This is a genomic window from Streptomyces flavusporus (assembly GCF_046267975.1).
Lineage (GTDB): Bacteria > Actinomycetota > Actinomycetes > Streptomycetales > Streptomycetaceae > Streptomyces > Streptomyces flavusporus.
Genome location: NZ_CP176503.1, coordinates 6,495,083 through 6,513,339 on the forward strand (window position 1 = coordinate 6,495,083; position 18,257 = coordinate 6,513,339).

Below are 18,257 nucleotides of genomic sequence, written 5' to 3' on the forward strand. Positions count from 1 at the left end.
TGATCCGGCGGTCAGCCCTCGAAGTGCGCCCGTAGCCGCGCCTGCACCCGCGCTCCCGCGCCGATCCGGTCCAGCCCCAGCAGCGCCGCCCCCAGCACCGGGCTCTCCGTCACCACTCGGGGGACGGCCTTCGGCGCCCGGGCACCCAGCAAGTCCCGGATGCGGTCGTCGAGTCGGGCGTGCCGTGCGGCGAGGACGCTGCCGCCGAGCAGCACCGGGGTTTCCTCGGCCAGCAGGTTCAGCCGGGTCAGCGCCACCGTTGCCATGGTCACGACCTCGTCGGCGAGCCGGTCGACGATGGCACGGGCGACCGGGTCCCCGTCGGCCGCCGTGGCGAACAGAACCGGCGTCAGTTCGTGGCGCCGCGCGGGTTCCAGCCGCTCCAGGTGCAGTGCCTCGATCAGGGCGTACATGGAGTCCAGCCCGAAGTGCGCGGGCAGGGTCCGGGCCAGCTCGGTGGGGCCGCCGCGCCCGTCCTCCGCGCGGGCCGCGTGGAAGAGCGCCTCCTCGGCAAGTCCCCAACCTCCGCCCCAGTCCCCGGAGATACGCCCGACGGCCGGGAATCGGGCGGTGCGGCCGTCGGGGCGCATACCGACGCAGTTGATGCCGGCGCCGCACACGACGGCCACCCCGCGCGGCTCGGTGACACCGGCCCGCAGGATCGCGAACGTGTCGTTGCGCACCTCGACGGTCGTGCCCCACGCGCGCGCGTGCAGCGCGGCCGTCAACCGCTCCTCCTCGACGGGGAAGTCGGCATTGGCGAGACAGGCGGAGACGTGCGTGACGGAGGTGACTCCGGCCGTGGCGCAGGCACGTTCCACCGCCTCGGCGAGGACGTCCGTCGCCGACTCGACGCCCACGGCCGGCGGCCGGAAACCGCCGCCGCGGGCCTCGGCGAGCACGGTTCCGTCGGCCGCCACGACCGCGACGTCCGTCTTGCTGTTGCCCGCGTCGACGGCGAGGACGGCTGCGGTCAGGCCCACGCGAGGTGCTCCCGGTTGTGTGCGATCAGCTGGTCGGTGAGGGTGTCGGCGTACTCGTACTGACCGATGAGGGGATGGGCGAGCAGCGCTCGGAAGACCCGGTCGCGGCCGCCGCGCAGGGCTGCCTCCAGCGCCAGGTCCTCGTACGTCGTCACATTGGCCATCAGGCCCGCGTACAGGGGGTCCACGGTGGCCACGGGCAGCGGCGCCGGGCCGCCCTCGGCACCCACCGCCGCCTGCACCTCGATCACCGCGTCGTCCGGCAGGAAGGGCAGAGTGCCCCGGTTGAGGGTGTTCACCACCTGGTACGGGCTTCCCGCGCCGCTCAGCAGCGCCGCCGCCAGGTCCACCGCCGCCTCGGAGTAGTGGGCGCCGCCCCGCCTGGCCAGCAGCGCCGGCTTCTCGTCGAGCGCGGGATCGCCGTACATCGTCATCAACTCCCGTTCCATCGCGGCCACTTCGGCGGCACGCGACGGCTTGGTGCGCAGCTCCCGTACGACCTCGTCGTGTGCGTAGTAGTAGCGCAGGTAGTACGAGGGGACCACGCCCAGGCGGTCCAGCAGGGCGCGCGGCAGCCGGAGGTCCGCGGCGATCGCGTCGCCGTGCTCGCGGAGCAGCCCGGGCAGGACGTCCTCGCCGTCCACGCGTACGCCCGTCTCCCAGGTGAGGTGGTTGAGGCCCACGTGGTCGAGGTGGACGTCGGCCGGGTCGACGCCCAGCAGTGCGGCGAACTTCCGCTGGAGCCCGATCGCCACATTGCACAATCCCACCGCCTTGTGACCGGCCTGGAGCAGTGCACGGGTGACAATGCCGACGGGGTTGGTGAAGTCGATGATCCAGGCGTCGGGGTTGGTACGACGCACCCGTTCGGCGATGTCGAGGACGACCGGAACCGTGCGCAGGGCCTTGGCCAGGCCGCCCGCGCCGGTCGTCTCCTGGCCGACGCAGCCGCACTGAAGGGGCCAGGTCTCGTCCTGCTCGCGGGCCGCCTGGCCGCCGACGCGGAGCTGGAGCAGGACCGCGTCAGCGCCCTCGACGCCCGCGTCCAGGTCGGAGGTGGTGACGACCCGCCCCTCGTGCCCCTGGCGGGCGAAGATACGGCGGGCCAGGCCGCCCACCAGGTCCAGGCGGTCCGCCGCCGGGTCGACGAGGACCAGTTCCTCGACGGGCAGGGTGTCCCTGAGGCGGGCGAAGCCGTCGACGAGTTCGGGTGTGTAGGTCGAGCCGCCGCCTACGACGGTGAGTTTCATACGGTCTGTCAACCCCTTTGGGCGAGGCGCCGATGGAGCGTCAACAGCGAACGCCCCCGGGCAACGTAGTCGTTACCCAGGGGCGGGAGGGAACTGGCGGTCAGTTGTCGACGAAGGGCTTGGTATCCAGGGTGGGGTAGGGCGTCGGCAGGGGGAGCGGCTCGCCGAAGTTGACCTTGTCGTCGGTTGCGTAGTAGGCCTCGGTGGGGTCGTCGCCGGGGAGGACGGGGTCTGTGTAGCAGTGAGCCGTCTTGGAGTGACGGTCGATGAGGACGTAGACCGGAACGCCCGCAGCGGCGTAGGCGCGGAGTTTGGGGCCTGTGTCCGTTTCATGGTTGGTGGAGGTGATCTCGCCGACCAGAGCGAGCATGTCGATGGGGTACCAACCCTTGTTGGCCTTGGAGTAAGCCTCGTCGAGCTCGGACGGTCGACGGCGGCGGACATAGAAGTCGGGGACCATCAAGGCCATGGTGCTGCCGTCCTTGTGGGCGGCGCGGTAGCCGTTGTTGAAGCCGGCCAGACGGACCCCGGCAGCTCGGAACTGGTAGTACAGCTCCCCGGCTCCGTCATTGTGGTGGTCGTTCGGTTGCGGCGGCACGATGGCCATCCCCTCGACGTACTCGGGCCGAGTCGGCGCCACGGACGCCTCCTCGATCGCGATCAACAGATCGATGGGGTCCTGCTTCGGCTTCACGGCCTGCTCCGGGATGGGGTCGGCGGTCATCGCTGAATCTCCTCGTCGCGTCGCTGCCAGGCTACGCCCGTGCTGGGTGCCCCGGCAGAACCATGGAGTACGCGGCTCACGTGCGATCCCGGAATGCCCGACCGTTCACTCGAACGAGTGTGCTGAACCGTTCCGCTACTTCGTCACGCTCGGCGGCGTCAGCGGCGTGGCCGCCTGGGCCTGCGGGGACGTCGTGTTGGCGTAGGCCGACGGAGCGGCCATGCCCGACGTCGGGTCGGTGTCCGCCTCCGTCTCCTGCTGCAGCGGCAGGCCGCCGACGATGCGGATGCCCTCGCGGTCGAAGCGGCGCTTGATGCGCCAGCGCAGCTCGCGTTCGACGGTGAGGGACTTGCCCGGCATGGTCCTGGCGGAGACGCGGACGACCATCGAGTCGAGCAGGACGCTGTCCAGGCCAAGGATCTCGACCGGGCCCCACAGCATCTCGTTCCAGGGGTCCTCCTTGCTCATCGCCTCGCCGACCTCGGTGAGCACGGCCTTGACGTGGTCGAGGTCCTCCGAGGGGCGGACCGTGACGTCGACGCCGGCCGTGGCCCAGCCCTGGGAGAGGTTGCCGACGCGCTTGACCTCGCCGTTGCGGACGTACCAGATCTCCCCGTTGTCGCCGCGCAGCTTGGTCACGCGCAGGCCCACCTCGATGACCTCTCCGGAGGCGACGCCCACGTCGATGGAGTCGCCGACGCCGTACTGGTCCTCCAGGATCATGAACACGCCGGACAGGAAGTCCGTGACGAGGTTGCGCGCGCCGAAACCGATCGCCACACCCGCGACACCCGCGGACGCCAGCAGCGGCGCCAGATTGATCTCGAAGGTGGACAGGATCATCAGGCCCGCGGTGCCGAGGATCAGGAAGCTCGCCACCGAGCGCAGCACCGAGCCGATCGCCTGGGATCGCTGTCGGCGGCGTTCCACGTTCACCAGCAGACCGCCGATCGCCGTGCCGTCGACCGCCTGCGCGGTGCGGTTCATGCGGTCTATCAGCTTGGTGATCGCCCGCCGCACCGCCACCCGCAGCACCGTCGCGATCACCACGATCAGCAGCACCCTGAGGCCGATCGCGAGCCAGGTCGACCAGTTCTCCTCCACCCAGCCGGCGGCGTTCGTGGCGCTCTCCTGGGCGTCCTGGAGGGAGGGGACCGACGGGGCCGTCTTCGACGGGGACGGCGACGGCGACGAACCGGCGGCGAGTAGGTCCGAGATGGGCGACACAGCAGGTACCTCCAGGTGCAGCGGTCCGCCCCCGGTACGGCGGTCACAGTTCAAGGTCGTGAAGGTGGTCAAGGTCACGGAAAGGTCACCGGGCGGGCGGATTCACCACACTATCGGGGCATCGTGTGGGGATTGTTGCGGTGTTCGAGGGAGACGCGGCGTCCCCGTGGGGATGAACAGACCAGACGAACACCAGGTGGGACGAGCAGTGACACCAAGGGGGGAATGAAGTGGTCGTGATCCGGGGGAGGAATCGGATGTGGTCGAAAACACTCTCAGCCCGTTACCGGGACATGGTGGCGCTTCCACCAGGCATGAGGGGAGACTGACTGCAGATCGTCCCGGCGCGAGCCACGCGCCGCCGGCGTACAAGGAGGCATCCGTGCCGCACGTCCTGGTCCTCAACGCGTCGTACGAGCCGCTCGGCGTCGTACCGCTCCGCCGCGCGCTCGTCCTCGTCCTCGAGAACAAGGCCGTATGCCTCGAGGAGTCCGGCGCCTTTATGCACAGCGCAACCGTCACAGTCCCCGCACCCAGCGTGGTCCGGCTCAAGCGATTCGTCCGGGTTCCCTATCGGGGACCCGTTCCATTGACCCGTCGAGCGCTGTTCGCGCGCGACGGGGGCCGGTGCATGTACTGCGGTGGCGTCGCAACCAGCGTCGACCACGTCATCCCGCGCTCGCGCGGGGGCAAGCACGTCTGGGACAACGTGGTTGCGTCCTGCCGTCGCTGCAACCACGTGAAGGCCGACCGTCATCTCGGCGAGATCGGCTGGCGGCTGCGGCACAAACCCGCCCCGCCCACCGGCCTGGCCTGGCGCATCATCGGGACCGGCCATAGGGATCCGCGCTGGCTGCCGTACTTGCAGCCGTACGGCGCGGACGACGCCTTGGCCCGGATCGACGGCATTTCCGCCTGACGATCCGGGCTTTTGCATGTCCCGGCAGCGGGTTTGCCTACGGGACCGGGGAGACCCCTGTGCACCCCGGTCCCGTAGGCGTGTCCTGTCCTACGCGTACCGAAGCTCCCCCGGCCGCACCGACCGCCGCAGCAGCGGCAGGGAGGTGACCGCCGCCAGCAGGCAGGCGGCGTACACGCCGGCCGGCACCAGCAGCGCGGCCCACGGCGTCGACCAGCCGCCGCCCTCGACGAAGCCGGCGTACCCGGTGCCGATCGCCATGCCTCCGGCGCCCGCGAGGAGCACTGCCGGTGCCAGCGGCAGCGCGGTCTCCAGCAGCAGCGCCCGGCCGAGCACCGCCTGCGGCACCCCGGCGGCGGCCTGCGCGGCCAGCCCCCGACGGCGGGTGGCCAGGGACTCGGCCGTGCCGACGGCGAGCGAGGAGAGCGTGATCGCGAGGGCCACGGCGATGGCGGCGGCCGTCAGGTCGAGGCCGGTGGTGTAGAAGGAGGCGTCCTCGGACAGTCGCTTGTCCGAGTGCAGTACCTCCAGCAGCACCTGCCGGATCCCCACGAAGGCCGTCCCCACCATCGTCACCAGCAGCACCGCCGCATGCGTACGGGCGGCCGCCCACGGGTCGTCGCGCAGCCGTTCCGCCGCGATCAGCACCGCCGGGCGGTCGGTGCGCGACGCGAGCAGCCGTCCGGTCAGCCGGGCGGTGGCGCCGACCAGCCACAGTGCGGCCGTCCCCGTCACGATCAGCAGGGCGAAGACCAGCAGGGGCGCGGAGGGGGTGGACCGGTTGCCCGAGTCGGACACGACGACGTACGACCCGAGCGCCACTCCCGCGAACAGCAGTACCGCCAGCAGGAACATCACCCCCGGACGGGACTGCGGTCGCACCCGGCGCACCCGGCCCAGCGGCGAGGCCACCACCCGGCGCAGCGCCAGCACGCTCACCACGGCACCGATCACCGGCACGGCCACCGTCACCACCGCGATCCCGGCCCACGCGTAGCCGCTCGGCACCTCCCACGCCACCAGCAGAAGCAGCACCGAGAACACCGTCCCGATCGCCGAGCCCACCAGGCAGGCCAGCCCCGCCTCGGTGGCCGCGATCCGCCGCACCTGCCACGGCGAGGCGCCGGCCAGCCGCAGCCCGGCCAGCCGCCGGTCCCGGTGGACCGCGCCGATCCGGGCGCACTGGCCGAGGAACCCGAACACCGGGATCAGCAGAAGCAGCAGCGCGACGACCACACCCCCACGCTCGCCCTGGTTGTCCAGCAGCCCGTTCGCGAACGGCACCCGGTGGTGGCCGCGCAGCGCGGCCAGCGTCACCGCGGCCAGCGCGAACCCGGTCGCGAGCAGCGCGCCGAACGCCGTCAGCGTGATCCGCCACCACTCGCGCCGGTCGGAGCCACGGGTCAGCAGCCCGGCCAGCCGGATCTCGGCCCTCATGCGGTCACCTCCGCGCGAGCCACGGTCCCGTCGCTCAGCGTCACCTCGCGGTCCGCGTACGCCGCCACCTGCGCATCGTGCGTGATCAGCAGCACCGACGTGCCGGACTCGCGGGCGGTGTGCACCAGGGCCGTCATCACCTGCTCGCTCGCCAGTGAGTCCAGCGCGCCCGTCGGCTCGTCCGCGAAGACGACCTTCGGCCCGGTGACCAGGGCGCGGGCCAGCGAGGCCCGCTGTGCCTGCCCGCCGCTCATCTCGCCCGGCCGCAGCGCGCCCTGCCCGCGCACCCCGAACCGCTCCAGCCACTCGCCCGCCCGCTCCTGCGCCTGTCTGCGCCCGGCGCCGCCCAGCATCAGCGGCAGCGCCACGTTGTCCAGGGCCGTGAGCTCGGGGATCAGCTGCCCGAACTGGAACACCACACCGAACTCGGTGCGCCTGAGTTCGCTGAGCCGCCGCTCCGGAAGTCGGTCGATGCGCTCCTCGCCGTAGGACACCGAGCCCCCGTCGGGCCGGACGATCCCGGCGAGGCAGTGCAGCAGCGTCGACTTCCCGCTGCCGCTGGCGCCGGTGACGGCGAGTATCTCGCCGGCCTGCAGTTCGACCGAGACACCGCGCAGGGCCTCGGTCCTGCCGTGTGCCTTGGTCAGGTCACGGGCCGCGAGCAGCGGCACTGGGTTGCTCATGCTGAGTCGACCTCCGCGGTCAGGGTGGTGAGCCGGGCCGCCGTGGTGGTCATCCAACGGAGGTCGGCGTCGAGGTGGTTGAGGGCGTAGTCCGCCGAGAGAACGGTCGTGAGGTCGGCGCCCGGGCCGGTCTTGACCGCCGTGAGCTGCCGCATGCGCTCCATGTGGGCGGTGCGCTGGGCGTGCAGATAGGCCGCCGGGTCGCCGCCGGACAGGATCGAGACGACGACCTTGGCGAAGATCTCGTTCGTGACGAACGGCGCGGGCGGGGTGACCTCCCCTGCCCAGTGGGCCAGTTCGTGCTCTCCGTCGGCCGTCGAGCGGTACATGGTGCGCTCGGGGCCGCCGTCCGAGTCGGTGCTGTCGATCTCCGCGAGACCGTCGCGGACCAGACGTTGCAGGGTCGTGTACACCTGCCCGTAGGCCAGTGGACGGGCCTGTGGGAAGCGTTCGTCGTGCCGTCGTTTCAGGTCGTAGCCGTGGCTGGGACCCCTGGCGAGCAGTCCGAGCAGGATGTGGCGCGTGCTCATGGAGATCATTATGCACTGAGTACATGTACTGAGTGAATAGTGGGAGCGGAAAATATCCGGGGACAGATTGAGCAGGCGCAGTCCTCCACCGGGGCAGACGCGGAATGTGACGAGAAGCGCGTTATTGGTCGTGGGGCGTCTGGCTTCGCGTTCGCTGGGTAGGGCTGCGATGAACCCGTTGCCGAACAAGGAGGCCACCGTGGCCGCATCCGCACACCTGCTGCTCTCGGCCCTGTCCGAACGCTCCAAACGCCCGGCGGACCTCTCCGCCCACCCCGAAGACCTCCATCTGTGCATGTTCAGCGCGGAAGGAGCCTGCGCCCAGGCCCCGCTGACCAGCGAGCCCCCGCTGCCCGACGCCGAGCCCCTCACCAGCGAGCCGCCACTCGCCGCCCTGGACGCCGACTCCACGAGGCCGTAGATGACCGCATCCCGCCCGGCCGAACCCCCCGGCGAAGACCTGTGCCGGCTCGCCGAGCTGCACGGCGTCGCCACCTCCTACAGTCCCTCCCCGGACCGTACGGTCACCGCCTCGGCTGCCGCGATCGTCCGCACCCTGGCCGCGCTCGGCGTCGACGCCGACGCTCCCGAGGCCGTGCGCAGCGCGCTCGCCGCCCGGCGCCGGGAACTGGACGAGCGGCTGCTGCCGCCGACGGTGGTGTGCTGGGGCACCGCCGCGCCGGACGCCCTCGCGACGTTGCCCGCGGGAACCCGGCTGCGGATCGAGACCGAGCAGGGCGAGACCCGCGCCGCCGCCGAGCAACTCCCGCCCGGCGTCCACCGACTGACCGCCACCGCCCCCGACGGCCGCACCGCCCACGCCCACCTCGTGGCCGCCCCGGCCCGCCTGCCCACGCCCAGCGGACGCTCGTACGGACTCCTCGTCCAGCTCTACTCCCTCCTGTCGCACCGCTCCTGGGGGATGGGTGACGCCGGTGATCTCGCGGAACTCACCGCCTGGGCCGGCCGCGCCCTCGGCGCCGGATTCGTCCAGGTCAACCCGCTGCACGCGGCCGTCCCCGGCGCCCCCACCGATCCCTCCCCCTACCGCCCCTCCTCCCGCCGCTTCCCCGACCCCGTGCACCTGCGCATCGAGGCCGTCCCCCAGTTCGCGTACATCGGGGACCGCGAGCGCGTGCGGGCCCTGACCGAGCGGGCCGAACGGCTGCGGGAAACGGTGCTGGAGAAAGGCGCGTTGATCGACCGTGACGCGGTGTGGGAGCTGAAACGGGAGGCGCTGGAGCTCCTTCACGACGTGCCCCTCGGGCCCGGCAGGCGCGCCGCCTACTGCGACTACCTCGCCGAGCAGGGCCAGGCCCTGGAGGACCACGCCACCTGGTGTGCCCTGGCCGAGGTGCACGGCCCGGACTGGCACCGGTGGCCCGTCGGCCTGCGCGACCCGCGCTCGACGGAAACCGCCCGCGCCCGCGGCGAGTTGATGGACCGCGTCGACTTCTACTCGCGCCTCGCCTGGCTCACCGACATCCAGCTGACCGCCGCTCAGCACTCCGCGCGCGAGGCGGGCATGCCGGTCGGGATCGTGCACGACCTCGCGGTCGGCGTGCACCCCGGGGGCGCCGACGCCTGGGCGCAGCAGCAGTACTTCGCCGCCGGGATGTCCGTGGGCGCCCCGCCGGACGCCTTCAACGCCCGCGGCCAGGACTGGGGCCTGCCGCCCTGGCGCCCGGACCGGCTCGCCGCCGCGGGCTACGCCCCCTTCCGGGGCCTGCTCCGAGGCCTGTTCCGGTACGCCGGCGCGCTGCGCATCGACCACGTGATGGGACTGTTCCGGCTGTGGTGGGTGCCGCGCGGACTGCCGCCCACGGAAGGGACGTACGTCCGCTACGACGCCGAGGCCATGCTCGCCGTACTGGTGCTGGAGGCCTCACGGGCCGGGGCGCTGGTCATCGGCGAGGACCTGGGGACCGTCGAGCCCGGCGTACGGGAGACACTGCGCGACCGCGGGGTGCTCGGCACGTCGGTGCTCTGGTTCGAACGCGACTGGGACGGCGACGGCCGGCCACTGCCCCCCGAACGCTGGCGCGCCGACTGCCTCGCCACCGCCACCACCCACGACCTGCCGCCCACCGCGGCCCGTCTCACCGGCGAACACGTCGAACTCCGCGACCGCCTCGGCCTGCTCACCCGCCCCCTCGACGTGGAGCGCGCCGAAGCCGCCGCCGACACCGGCGAATGGCTGGCCCTGCTCACCCGGCTCGGCCTGCTGCGGGGTACGGGCGGCGGTCTGGTTACGTCGGAGGAGGAGGCCGAGGTCCAGGCCGTCCACCGTTTCCTGCTGCGTACCCCCGCCCGGATGATCGGCGTATGGCTGCCGGACGGGGTCGGTGACCGGCGTCCGCAGAACCTTCCCGGAACGTGGGACGAGTACCCGAACTGGCGGCTGCCGATGGCGGACGCGGAGGGGCGGCCGGTGACGCTGGAGGGGCTGGCGGGGTCGGCGAGGCTGCATGCGCTGGTCGAGGTGCTGCGGGCCGGTGACTCCTGAGACGCCGGGCTGCGTCACCGCCCCCGGCACCTCCTACGGCACCCCGGCCGCGCGCCCCCGCCAGGCGTTGGATACTTTGGCACCGTGGACAAGAAGAACGCCCTGCGCGCCGGCGCCCTGGCCGCCGGTACGACGCTGATGATGCTGCTGATGTCGTCCCCCGCGCTCGCGCTCACCCCGGACGACGGTGACGACCCCGGCACGGGCCTGAGCGTCATCGAGACGCTGGGGCTGTTCGTCGTTGCCCCGATCGCGCTGTTCGCGGTCATCGCCGGACTGGTGATGGTCCTGGACAAGTCGCAGAAGCAGAGGGACACGACCAGCACCAACATCACGACCAAGGCCTGACGCAGGGCTCCGCAGCCCGCCGCGCACCTTCCGAGGGCGCCGTTCCCGTCGTCGTACGCACGCGCATGTCGCCGTACGCCGACGCCGAACGGCGCCCTCGGCGTGTTTGCGTGAGCCAGGCTCAGGGGCTCGGTGCGGTCAGGTAGCGCTGGAGCGTGGGCGCCAGCCAGGCCACGATCTCCTCGCGGTGCAGCGCCACGGCCGGCGGGAGCCGCAGGACGTAGCGGGTGAGCGCCAGGCCGAGCAACTGTGTCGAGCAGAGTGCGGCCCGGGTCGGTGCCTGTTCCGGGTCGGGGCAGACGTGCAACGCGGCCGGCAGCAACTGGTCCCGGAAGATGCCCTGCATCCGCTCGGCCCCGGCCTGATTGGTCATCCCGACCCGCAGCAGGGCCGTCAGCACCTCGTTCTCCTCCCACGTGCCGAGGAAGTGCGTCACGAGAGCGCGGCCGACGTCGTGGCGGGGGAACGCACGGAGGTCGGGCATCTGGAGATCGATGGCGACGGTCGCGGCGAAGAGGCCCTCCTTGTTGCCGTAGTAGCGCATCACCATCGACGGGTCGATGTTCGCGTCCCTGGCGATGGCCCGGATGGTGGCCCGCTCGTATCCGTCGGCGGCGAAGCGCTCGCGAGCGGCGTCGAGGATGGCGGTGCGGGTTGCTTCGGAGCGGCGGGGGGCGGGCTTGGAGTCACTGTCGTTCATGCCAACAAACGTAGGCCAACATCTGTAGGCCAACAAGCGTTGACATGTCTCGGTGTCGCACCTTACTGTTGCCAACAATCGTTGACCAACAACTGTTGACCAACAAGCGTTGGCACCCCGGAGGCCAAGATGAACGGCAACCTCGGCACCCCCCGCTCCGTCATCGTCGTCGGCGCCGGCCCCACCGGCCTGCTCCTGGCCGGCGACCTCGCCGCCGCCGGCGTCCCCGTCACCCTCCTCGAAAAGCGCCCCCGCAAGATCAGCAACCTCTCCCGCGCCTTCGGCGTGCACGCCCGCACCCTGGAGCAGCTCGACGCCCGCGGCCTCGCCGACCCGCTGATCGCCACCGGCGACACCATCACCGGACTGCGTCTCTTCCGCCGCCTCACCCTCGACCTGGGCACGCTGCCGTCCCGCTTCCCGTTCCTGCTCATCACCCCGCAGTACGAGGTCGAGCGGCTGCTGGAGCGGCGGGCGCGCGAGCTCGGGGTCGACTTCGCCCACGAGAGCGAGGTCGTGGGGCTGCGGCAGGACGACACCGGCGTCGACCTCGCCGTACGCGGCTCGGACGGGACGGTCGTGACCCACCGCGCGGCGTACGTCGTCGGCACGGACGGCCATCGCAGCGCCGTACGGGAGGCGATCGGCCTGCCGTTCCCCGGCGTCTCCGTCATCAGGTCCCTGATCCTGGCGGACGTCCGGCTGGCGCAGCAGCCCGAGGGCGTGCTCACCGTCAACGGCGCGGGCGACGCCTTCGCGATGATCGCCTCCTTCGGTGACGGCTGGTACCGCGTCATGGGCTGGAACCGTCGTCACGAGGTGTCCGACGACGCCCCGCTCGACCTCGACGAGGTCAAGGAGATCACCCGCCGCGCCCTGGGCACCGACTACGGCATGCACGACGCCCGCTGGCTGTCCCGCTTCCACAGCGACGAGCGCCAGGCGCCGAAGTACCGGGTCGGCCGGGTCTTCCTCGCCGGCGACGCCGCACACATCCACTCCCCGGCCGGCGGTCAGGGCATGAACACCGGCCTGCAGGACGCGGCCAACCTCGGCTGGAAGCTCGCCGCGGCCGTCCAGGGCTGGGCGCCGGAGGGCCTCCTGGACACGTACGAGGCCGAGCGCCACCCGGTCGGCAAGGCGGTGCTGCGCAGCAGCGGCGGGCTGGTCCGGCTCGCGCGGGCGCACAGCCCCGTACTGCGCGCCGTCCGCGCCCTCGTCTCCGCGTTCGTCAACATGGCCGAGCCCGCCCAGCGCAAGGCCCTGGCCCAGATCTCCGGCCTCGGCTACAAGTACGCGGCTCCCCGCGGCTCCCACGGCCTGACCGGCACCCGCATCCCGGACGTCGCCCTCAAGAGCGGCCGCCTCCACGAGGCCCTCCGCGGCGGCCGTTTCGTCCTCATCGCTCCCGCCGGGTCCTACGAGGAGTCCGGCGACCGCACGAACCGCCTGACCGTGGAGAGGTGGGCAGGCGACCGGCGAACGACCGTCCTGGTCCGCCCCGACGGCTATGTGGCCTGGGCGGCGGAGAACGCGGACGCCACGGCCGTGGAGACGGCCCTGACCGCCGCGCTCGGACACTGAGTGCCCTTCCAAGGCCGAAGGGGCGGGTGACCGGACCGGTCACCCGCCCCTCGCATCGGCTACGCGGCCGCGGCGTCCGCCGCCTGGGCCTTCAGCGCACGCTCGATGCCCGCGCGCGACTCCGAGACCAGCCGGCGCAGGGCCGCGTTCGGCTCGGCGGAGGACAGCCAGGCATCCGTCTTGCGCAGGGTCTCCTCCGACACCTGGATCGCCGGGTACAGGCCGACCGCGATCTGCTGGGCGATCTCGTGCGAGCGGGACTCCCACACGCCCTTGACCGACTCGAAGTACTTGTCGGTGTACGGGGCGAGCAGTTCACGCTGGTCGGTCTGGACGAAACCGCTGATGACGGCCTCCTGGACGGCGTTCGGCAGCTTGTCGGACTCCACGACCGAGGCCCAGGCCTCCGCCTTGGCCTCCGGCGTCGGACGCGCGGCCCGCGAGGTCGCCGCATGCCGCTCACCCGCTGCCGTCTTGTCCCGCTCGTACTCGCCCGCGATCTCCGCCTCGTCGAAGCGGCCCACCGCGGCCAGCCGCTCTACGAACGCCCAGCGCAGCTCCGTGTCCACGACCAGGCCCTCGATCGTCTGCGAACCGTCCAGCAGCGCCTCCAGCAGGTCCAGCTGCTCCGGCGTCCGCGCGGTCGCCGCGAACGCCCGCGCCCACGCCAGCTGGTGGTCGCCGCCCGGCTGGGCCGCCCGCAGGTGCGCCAGCGTGGCGTCGGTCCAGCGGGTGAGCAGCGTCTCGCGGGCGGCCGGGTCGGCGTACAGCTCGATCGCCAGCTTCACCTGCCGCTGCAGCGACTGCACGACACCGATGTCGGACTCCTTGGCGATGCCCGACAGCACCAGGGAGAGGTAGTCGCGCGTGGCGAGCTCGGCGTCGCGCGTCATGTCCCACGCCGACGCCCAGCACAGCGCCCGCGGCAGCGACGCCGTGAAGTCGCCCAGGTGCTCGGTCACGAACGCCAGCGACTGCTCGTCCAGGCGGACCTTGGCGTACGACAGGTCGTCGTCGTTGAGCAGGACCACCGCCGGGCGGCGCCGGCCGACCAGCTGCGGTACGGCGGTCAGCTCACCGTCGACGTCCAGCTCGATCCGTCCGCCGTCGTCGTCCCGCACCAGCTTGCCGCTGTCCTCGTCGAGGTCGTACAGGCCGACCGCGATGCGGTGCGGGCGCAGCGTCGGCTCGCCCTTGGCGCCGGCGGGCAGGGCGGGGGCCTCCTGGCGGATCGCGAAGGACGTGATGACACCATCGGCGTCCGTCTCGATCTCCGGGCGCAGGATGTTGATGCCGGCGGTCTCCAGCCACTTCTTCGACCAGGTCTTCAGGTCCCGGCCGGAGGTCTCCTCCAGGGCTCCCAGCAGATCGGACAGACGGGTGTTGCCGTACTCGTGCCGCTTGAAGTAGGCCTGCACGCCGCGGAAGAACTCGTCCTCACCGACGTAGGCGACGAGCTGCTTCAGCACGCTCGCGCCCTTGGCGTACGTGATGCCGTCGAAGTTGACGAGCACGTCGTCCAGGTCGCGGATCTCGGCCATGATCGGGTGCGTGGACGGCAGCTGGTCCTGCCGGTACGCCCAGGTCTTCATGGAGTTGGCGAAGGTCGTCCACGCGTGCGGCCAGCGCGACTCGGGGGCGGCCGCCTGGCAGGCGATCGAGGTGTACGTGGCGAACGACTCGTTCAGCCACAGGTCGTTCCACCACTCCATGGTGACCAGGTCGCCGAACCACATGTGGGCCAGCTCGTGCAGGATGGTCTCGGCGCGCGTCTCGTACGCCGCGTCCGTCACCTTCGACCGGAAGACGTACTGGTCGCGGATGGTCACCGCGCCCGCGTTCTCCATCGCGCCCGCGTTGAACTCCGGCACGAACAGCTGGTCGTACTTCTTGAACGGGTAGGCGTAGTCGAACTTCTCCTGGAACCAGGCGAAGCCCTGCCGGGTGACCTCGAAGATCGCGTCCGAGTCGAGGTACTCGGCGAGGGAGGGCCGGCAGTAGATGCCCAACGGCACGCTCTGGCCGTCCCGCTCGTACACGCTGTGCACGGAGTGGTACGGGCCGACGATCAGCGCGGTGATGTACGTCGAGATCCGGGGGGTCGGCTCGAAGACCCAGACGTTGTCCTTGGGTTCGGGGGTGGGCGAGTTGGAGATGACGGTCCAGCCCTCCGGCGCGCGCACGGTGAACTGGAAGGTCGCCTTCAGGTCCGGCTGCTCGAAGGACGCGAAGACACGGCGGGCGTCGGGGACCTCGAACTGGGTGTAGAGGTAGGCCTGGTCGTCGACCGGGTCGATGAACTTGTGCAGGCCCTCGCCGGTGTTCGTGTACGCGCAGTCGGTGACGACCCGGAGGATGTTGCGCCCCTCCAGCAGTCCCGGCAGGGCGATCCGCGAGTCCTTGAACACCTCGTCGGGGACGAGCGGGTCGCCGTTCAGGGTGATCTCGTGGACGGTCGGGGCCACGAGATCGATGAAGGAGTCGGCGCCGTTCTCTGCGACATCGAAGCGCACCGTCGTCACGGACCGGTAGGTGCCGCCCTCCTGCGCGCCGGAGAGGTCGAGATCGATCTCGTACGAGTCAACGGTGAGCAGCTTCGCCCGCTGCTGCGCCTCTTCGCGAGTCAGGTTTGTGCCAGGCACGCGGTCATCTCCTCGTTATGTGTCGGTTGTGCCATCCTTCCACGGGACCTGCACGGAACGCGATGTCCGTTTACCGCCGGTGGGCGGAGCGGACAGAGGGGCGCCCACCGATCGAACGGTGGGCGCCCCTCTGGCGTGTCGGCGGCGCCTACGCGCTCAGCTCTGCCGCCACCAGCTCCGCGATCTGCACGGCGTTCAGCGCCGCCCCCTTGCGGAGGTTGTCGTTGGAGACGAACAGGGCGAGGCCGTTGTCCACCGTCTCGTCGCGGCGGATGCGGCCGACGTAGGACGGGTCCTGGCCGGCGGCCTGGAGCGGGGTCGGGACCTCGGTGAGGGCGACGCCGGGGGCGCCGGCCAGCAGCTCCTTGGCCCGCTCGACGCTGATCGGACGGGCGAAACGGGCGTTGACCTGGAGCGAGTGGCCGGTGAAGACCGGGACGCGGACACAGGTGCCGGAGACCTTCAGCTCGGGGATCTCCAGGATCTTGCGGGACTCGTTGCGGAGCTTCTGCTCCTCGTCGGTCTCGTTGAGGCCGTCGTCCACGATCGAGCCGGCGAGCGGGAGGACGTTGTACGCGATCGGCGCCACGTACTTGTCCGGCGCCGGGAACTCGGCCGCCGAGCCGTCGTGGGTGAGCTTGGGCGCGTCCTCGCCGACCTTCTTGACCTGCTCGAACAGCTCGTCGACGCCGGCCAGGCCGGAGCCGGACACCGCCTGGTAGGTGGCGACGACCAGCGCCTCGAGCCCCGCCTCCGCATGCAGCGGCTTCAGGACCGGCATCGCGGCCATCGTCGTGCAGTTCGGGTTGGCGATGATGCCCTTGGGGCGGCTCGCGATCGCGTGCGGGTTCACCTCGGACACCACGAGCGGCACCTCGGGGTCCCGCCGCCAGGCGGAGGAGTTGTCGATCACGACCGCGCCCTGCGAGGCGACCTTCTCGGCCAGCGCCTTGGAAGTGGCGCCGCCCGCGGAGAACAGCACGATGTCCAGGCCGGTGTAGTCGGCCGTCGACGCGTCCTCCACCGTCACACCGTCGAGGACCGTCCCCGCCGAACGGGCCGAGGCGAACAGGCGCAGCTCGGTGACCGGGAAGTTCCGCTCGGCGAGGATCCTGCGCATGACCGTGCCGACCTGACCGGTGGCTCCGACGATTCCGACCCTCACGGCGACTCCTTTACCTGGCTTGCGGGGCGCCCCGTCCCTGACCGGGGCCTTTCCATCATGCGGGGCACCCGGGCCCCTGTGTCCAATTCTTTGCCCTTGTGCCCGAGGAATGGGACACCGACCCCGTCGGCCCCGGCTTTCCTGCGTGAACCTCCTCTCAGTTTCCGAACCTGTGTGACGTACGCCACAAACGGAGTCGAACGTTCCGGCCCGCACCCACGTCATAGAGGAAACGCGGCGAGGGGAGGGGTGGCTGTGCTGCGCAGAAAGGCCCGCCGCGGCCGGCGGGACGACGTGCAGGACGACCCGCTGGACGCGGCGCAGGAGCGCCGGGTGCGGGCGGTGCTCGCGCTGGGCGGGGTGCCGCAGGCGGACCTGCTGGACGGGGTACAGCAGGTACGCCTGCGGCTGCTGGAGCGGGCGGCGAGCGGCCGGGAGGCGCCGCGGGACGTGTCCGCGTGGGCGGCGGTCGTCGCCTCGAACCTCGCCATGGACTGGCACCGGGCCAAACGCCGCCAGGAGCGGCTCGGCGAGCGGCTGGCCGCCCTGCGCCAGCCGGCGCACCCCTCCGGCGAGGACACCAGCGTGCTCTCGGTCGCCGTCGCCCAGGGCCTGGACGAGCTGCCCGACGCCCAGCGGCAGGTCCTCGTCCTGCGCTTCTTCGCCGATCTGCCGGTGCGCGGGATCGCCGAGGAGCTCGGCATCCCGGAGGGCACGGTCAAGAGCAGGCTGCACGCGGCGGTACGGGCTCTGCGCGCCCGCCTGCACGAGGACGAGGTGGTGTGACGTGACCGCCGAGCACAACGGTGCCGACGCGCTGATGGCCGCGATCACCGACGATCCGCTCAAGGACGAGGCCCGCGCGGACGCCGCCTTCATGGCGGAGCATCAGTCGGCGGCCGCCGATGTGGCGTTGCTGCGCGAGCAGTTGGGGATCATCGGGGACGCGCTGTCCGCCGCCCCTGCGGAGAGGAAGGCCGAGAAGTCCGCTCCGGTACGGCAGTCCAGGCGCCGGGGGTTCAAGGTCGCGCTCGGCGGGCTCGCTGTGGCGTGTGCGGCCGCGGTGGTCGCAGGGATGGGGTGGCTTGTCGTGCAGTCCGGGGCCGGGATGAGCGCGACCGACAGCGGCGCCGGCAGCGCCACCTCGGACAAATCGGCGCAAGAGGGGAGCGCGTCCCAGAGCCGCGTCGGCTACCTCGCCTGCGCGCGCCTCGTCGTCGAGGGCACGGTCACCGCCGTCGACCCGGTCCCCGGCACCGAGCAGGACCGCGTCACCCTGGACGTCACCCGCTCCTACAAGCCCGCCGAGGGCGAGGACGAGGTCACCTTCGTCATGGCCGAGGACGCCGACCCCCGCCTCCGCGAGAACGACCACGTCCTGATCGGCATCCCGCGGCACGACGCCTCGCCCGACCTGTGGACCGTCGGCGAGAAGAACATCGCCCGCGAACGGGCCTGGATCGTCGCTGCGTTGCCCGAGTCGCGCGACCTCGGCTGTCAGGGATGATCGAACGATCTGTGCTGCTCGCACGTCATAGGAGAAACACGACTGAGGGAGA

General features: G+C 71.6%; 17 protein-coding genes. 7 read left to right on the forward strand and 10 right to left on the reverse strand.

The window, feature by feature from the left end; all coding sequences use genetic code 11:
- Window positions 1-11: 11 nt before the first annotated feature.
- From ACKTSN_RS30675 to ACKTSN_RS30690, 4 genes are all read right to left on the reverse strand, one after another.
- Window positions 12-983 carry an N-acetylglucosamine kinase gene (locus tag ACKTSN_RS30675; RefSeq protein WP_409472075.1) on the reverse strand — a complete coding sequence of 324 codons (972 nt, stop codon included), beginning with the start codon at window positions 981-983 and terminating at the stop codon, window positions 12-14.
- On the reverse strand, window positions 974-2,233 hold the full coding sequence (locus tag ACKTSN_RS30680) for a 6-phospho-beta-glucosidase (RefSeq protein ID WP_409472076.1): 1,260 nt from the start codon (window positions 2,231-2,233) through the stop codon (window positions 974-976). The genes ACKTSN_RS30675 and ACKTSN_RS30680 overlap by 10 nt, the downstream gene beginning before the upstream one ends.
- A gap of 100 nt (window positions 2,234-2,333) precedes the next feature.
- Window positions 2,334-2,957 (reverse strand): Uma2 family endonuclease, encoded by a 624-nt coding sequence (locus ACKTSN_RS30685; RefSeq protein ID WP_409472077.1) that lies wholly within the window; start codon window positions 2,955-2,957, stop codon window positions 2,334-2,336.
- A gap of 135 nt (window positions 2,958-3,092) precedes the next feature.
- Window positions 3,093-4,199 (reverse strand): mechanosensitive ion channel family protein, encoded by a 1,107-nt coding sequence (locus ACKTSN_RS30690; protein ID WP_409474966.1) that lies wholly within the window; start codon window positions 4,197-4,199, stop codon window positions 3,093-3,095.
- Window positions 4,200-4,566: 367 nt separating this feature from the next.
- Between ACKTSN_RS30690 and ACKTSN_RS30695 the strand changes: the two genes are divergently transcribed.
- The gene (locus ACKTSN_RS30695) at window positions 4,567-5,103 is read left to right on the forward strand and encodes an HNH endonuclease (RefSeq protein ID WP_224738406.1); all 537 of its coding nucleotides are present in this window, start codon (window positions 4,567-4,569) and stop codon (window positions 5,101-5,103) included.
- Between the two features lie 90 nt (window positions 5,104-5,193).
- Here ACKTSN_RS30695 and ACKTSN_RS30700 read toward each other — a convergent pair whose 3' ends face one another.
- From ACKTSN_RS30700 to ACKTSN_RS30710, 3 genes are read right to left on the reverse strand one after another with little or no spacing between them, the layout of a single operon-like run.
- A complete protein-coding gene (locus ACKTSN_RS30700; RefSeq protein WP_409472078.1) occupies window positions 5,194-6,540 on the reverse strand; it encodes an FtsX-like permease family protein in 1,347 nt (448 codons plus the stop codon).
- On the reverse strand, window positions 6,537-7,223 hold the full coding sequence (locus ACKTSN_RS30705; RefSeq protein ID WP_409472079.1) for an ABC transporter ATP-binding protein: 687 nt from the start codon (window positions 7,221-7,223) through the stop codon (window positions 6,537-6,539). The genes ACKTSN_RS30700 and ACKTSN_RS30705 overlap by 4 nt, the downstream gene beginning before the upstream one ends.
- Window positions 7,220-7,753, reverse strand: coding sequence for a PadR family transcriptional regulator (locus ACKTSN_RS30710; RefSeq protein WP_409472080.1), 534 nt, complete (start codon window positions 7,751-7,753; stop codon window positions 7,220-7,222). Before ACKTSN_RS30710 ends, ACKTSN_RS30705 begins: the two co-directional genes overlap by 4 nt.
- A gap of 199 nt (window positions 7,754-7,952) precedes the next feature.
- On the opposite strand from ACKTSN_RS30710, the gene ACKTSN_RS30715 reads away from it, so the two are divergent.
- The 3 genes from ACKTSN_RS30715 to ACKTSN_RS30725 all read left to right on the forward strand — a co-directional run bounded on the left by ACKTSN_RS30715 (window position 7,953) and on the right by ACKTSN_RS30725 (window position 10,607).
- Window positions 7,953-8,174 carry a hypothetical protein gene (locus tag ACKTSN_RS30715; RefSeq protein WP_385510340.1) on the forward strand — a complete coding sequence of 74 codons (222 nt, stop codon included), beginning with the start codon at window positions 7,953-7,955 and terminating at the stop codon, window positions 8,172-8,174.
- On the forward strand, window positions 8,175-10,259 hold the full coding sequence (gene malQ, locus ACKTSN_RS30720) for a 4-alpha-glucanotransferase (protein ID WP_409472081.1): 2,085 nt from the start codon (window positions 8,175-8,177) through the stop codon (window positions 10,257-10,259).
- 84 nt (window positions 10,260-10,343) lie between these two features.
- Window positions 10,344-10,607, forward strand: coding sequence for a hypothetical protein (locus ACKTSN_RS30725; protein WP_409472082.1), 264 nt, complete (start codon window positions 10,344-10,346; stop codon window positions 10,605-10,607).
- Between the two features lie 121 nt (window positions 10,608-10,728).
- On the opposite strand, the gene ACKTSN_RS30730 is transcribed toward ACKTSN_RS30725, so the two are convergent.
- Window positions 10,729-11,307 (reverse strand): TetR family transcriptional regulator, encoded by a 579-nt coding sequence (locus ACKTSN_RS30730; RefSeq protein ID WP_409472083.1) that lies wholly within the window; start codon window positions 11,305-11,307, stop codon window positions 10,729-10,731.
- A 129-nt stretch (window positions 11,308-11,436) separates the two neighbouring features.
- Between ACKTSN_RS30730 and ACKTSN_RS30735 the strand changes: the two genes are divergently transcribed.
- Entirely contained in the window at window positions 11,437-12,891 is a 1,455-nt protein-coding gene (locus tag ACKTSN_RS30735) for an FAD-dependent monooxygenase (RefSeq protein ID WP_409472084.1), read from the forward strand.
- A 59-nt stretch (window positions 12,892-12,950) separates the two neighbouring features.
- On the opposite strand, the gene pepN is transcribed toward ACKTSN_RS30735, so the two are convergent.
- Together pepN and ACKTSN_RS30745 are read right to left on the reverse strand one after the other, a co-directional pair.
- Window positions 12,951-15,533, reverse strand: a complete 2,583-nt coding sequence (pepN, locus tag ACKTSN_RS30740; RefSeq protein WP_409472085.1) for an aminopeptidase N — start codon at window positions 15,531-15,533, stop codon at window positions 12,951-12,953.
- A gap of 148 nt (window positions 15,534-15,681) precedes the next feature.
- The gene (locus ACKTSN_RS30745; protein ID WP_409472086.1) at window positions 15,682-16,698 is read right to left on the reverse strand and encodes an aspartate-semialdehyde dehydrogenase; all 1,017 of its coding nucleotides are present in this window, start codon (window positions 16,696-16,698) and stop codon (window positions 15,682-15,684) included.
- A gap of 249 nt (window positions 16,699-16,947) precedes the next feature.
- On the opposite strand from ACKTSN_RS30745, the gene ACKTSN_RS30750 reads away from it, so the two are divergent.
- Both ACKTSN_RS30750 and ACKTSN_RS30755 read left to right on the forward strand, forming a co-directional pair.
- On the forward strand, window positions 16,948-17,484 hold the full coding sequence (locus ACKTSN_RS30750; protein WP_409472087.1) for an RNA polymerase sigma factor: 537 nt from the start codon (window positions 16,948-16,950) through the stop codon (window positions 17,482-17,484).
- A gap of 1 nt (window position 17,485) precedes the next feature.
- Window positions 17,486-18,205, forward strand: coding sequence for a hypothetical protein (locus ACKTSN_RS30755; protein ID WP_409472088.1), 720 nt, complete (start codon window positions 17,486-17,488; stop codon window positions 18,203-18,205).
- The last annotated feature ends 52 nt before the right edge of the window (window positions 18,206-18,257 follow it).

Coding starts and splice junctions, on each gene's coding strand:
- ACKTSN_RS30680 (WP_409472076.1), bottom strand. CDS start 2,233: ATGAAACTCACCGTCGTAGGCGGCGGCTCGACCTACACACCCGAACTC.
- ACKTSN_RS30685 (WP_409472077.1), bottom strand. CDS start 2,957: ATGACCGCCGACCCCATCCCGGAGCAGGCCGTGAAGCCGAAGCAGGAC.
- ACKTSN_RS30700 (WP_409472078.1), bottom strand. CDS start 6,540: ATGAGGGCCGAGATCCGGCTGGCCGGGCTGCTGACCCGTGGCTCCGAC.
- ACKTSN_RS30705 (WP_409472079.1), bottom strand. CDS start 7,223: ATGAGCAACCCAGTGCCGCTGCTCGCGGCCCGTGACCTGACCAAGGCA.
- ACKTSN_RS30710 (WP_409472080.1), bottom strand. CDS start 7,753: ATGAGCACGCGCCACATCCTGCTCGGACTGCTCGCCAGGGGTCCCAGC.
- malQ (WP_409472081.1), top strand. CDS start 8,175: ATGACCGCATCCCGCCCGGCCGAACCCCCCGGCGAAGACCTGTGCCGG.
- ACKTSN_RS30730 (WP_409472083.1), bottom strand. CDS start 11,307: ATGAACGACAGTGACTCCAAGCCCGCCCCCCGCCGCTCCGAAGCAACC.
- ACKTSN_RS30735 (WP_409472084.1), top strand. CDS start 11,437: ATGAACGGCAACCTCGGCACCCCCCGCTCCGTCATCGTCGTCGGCGCC.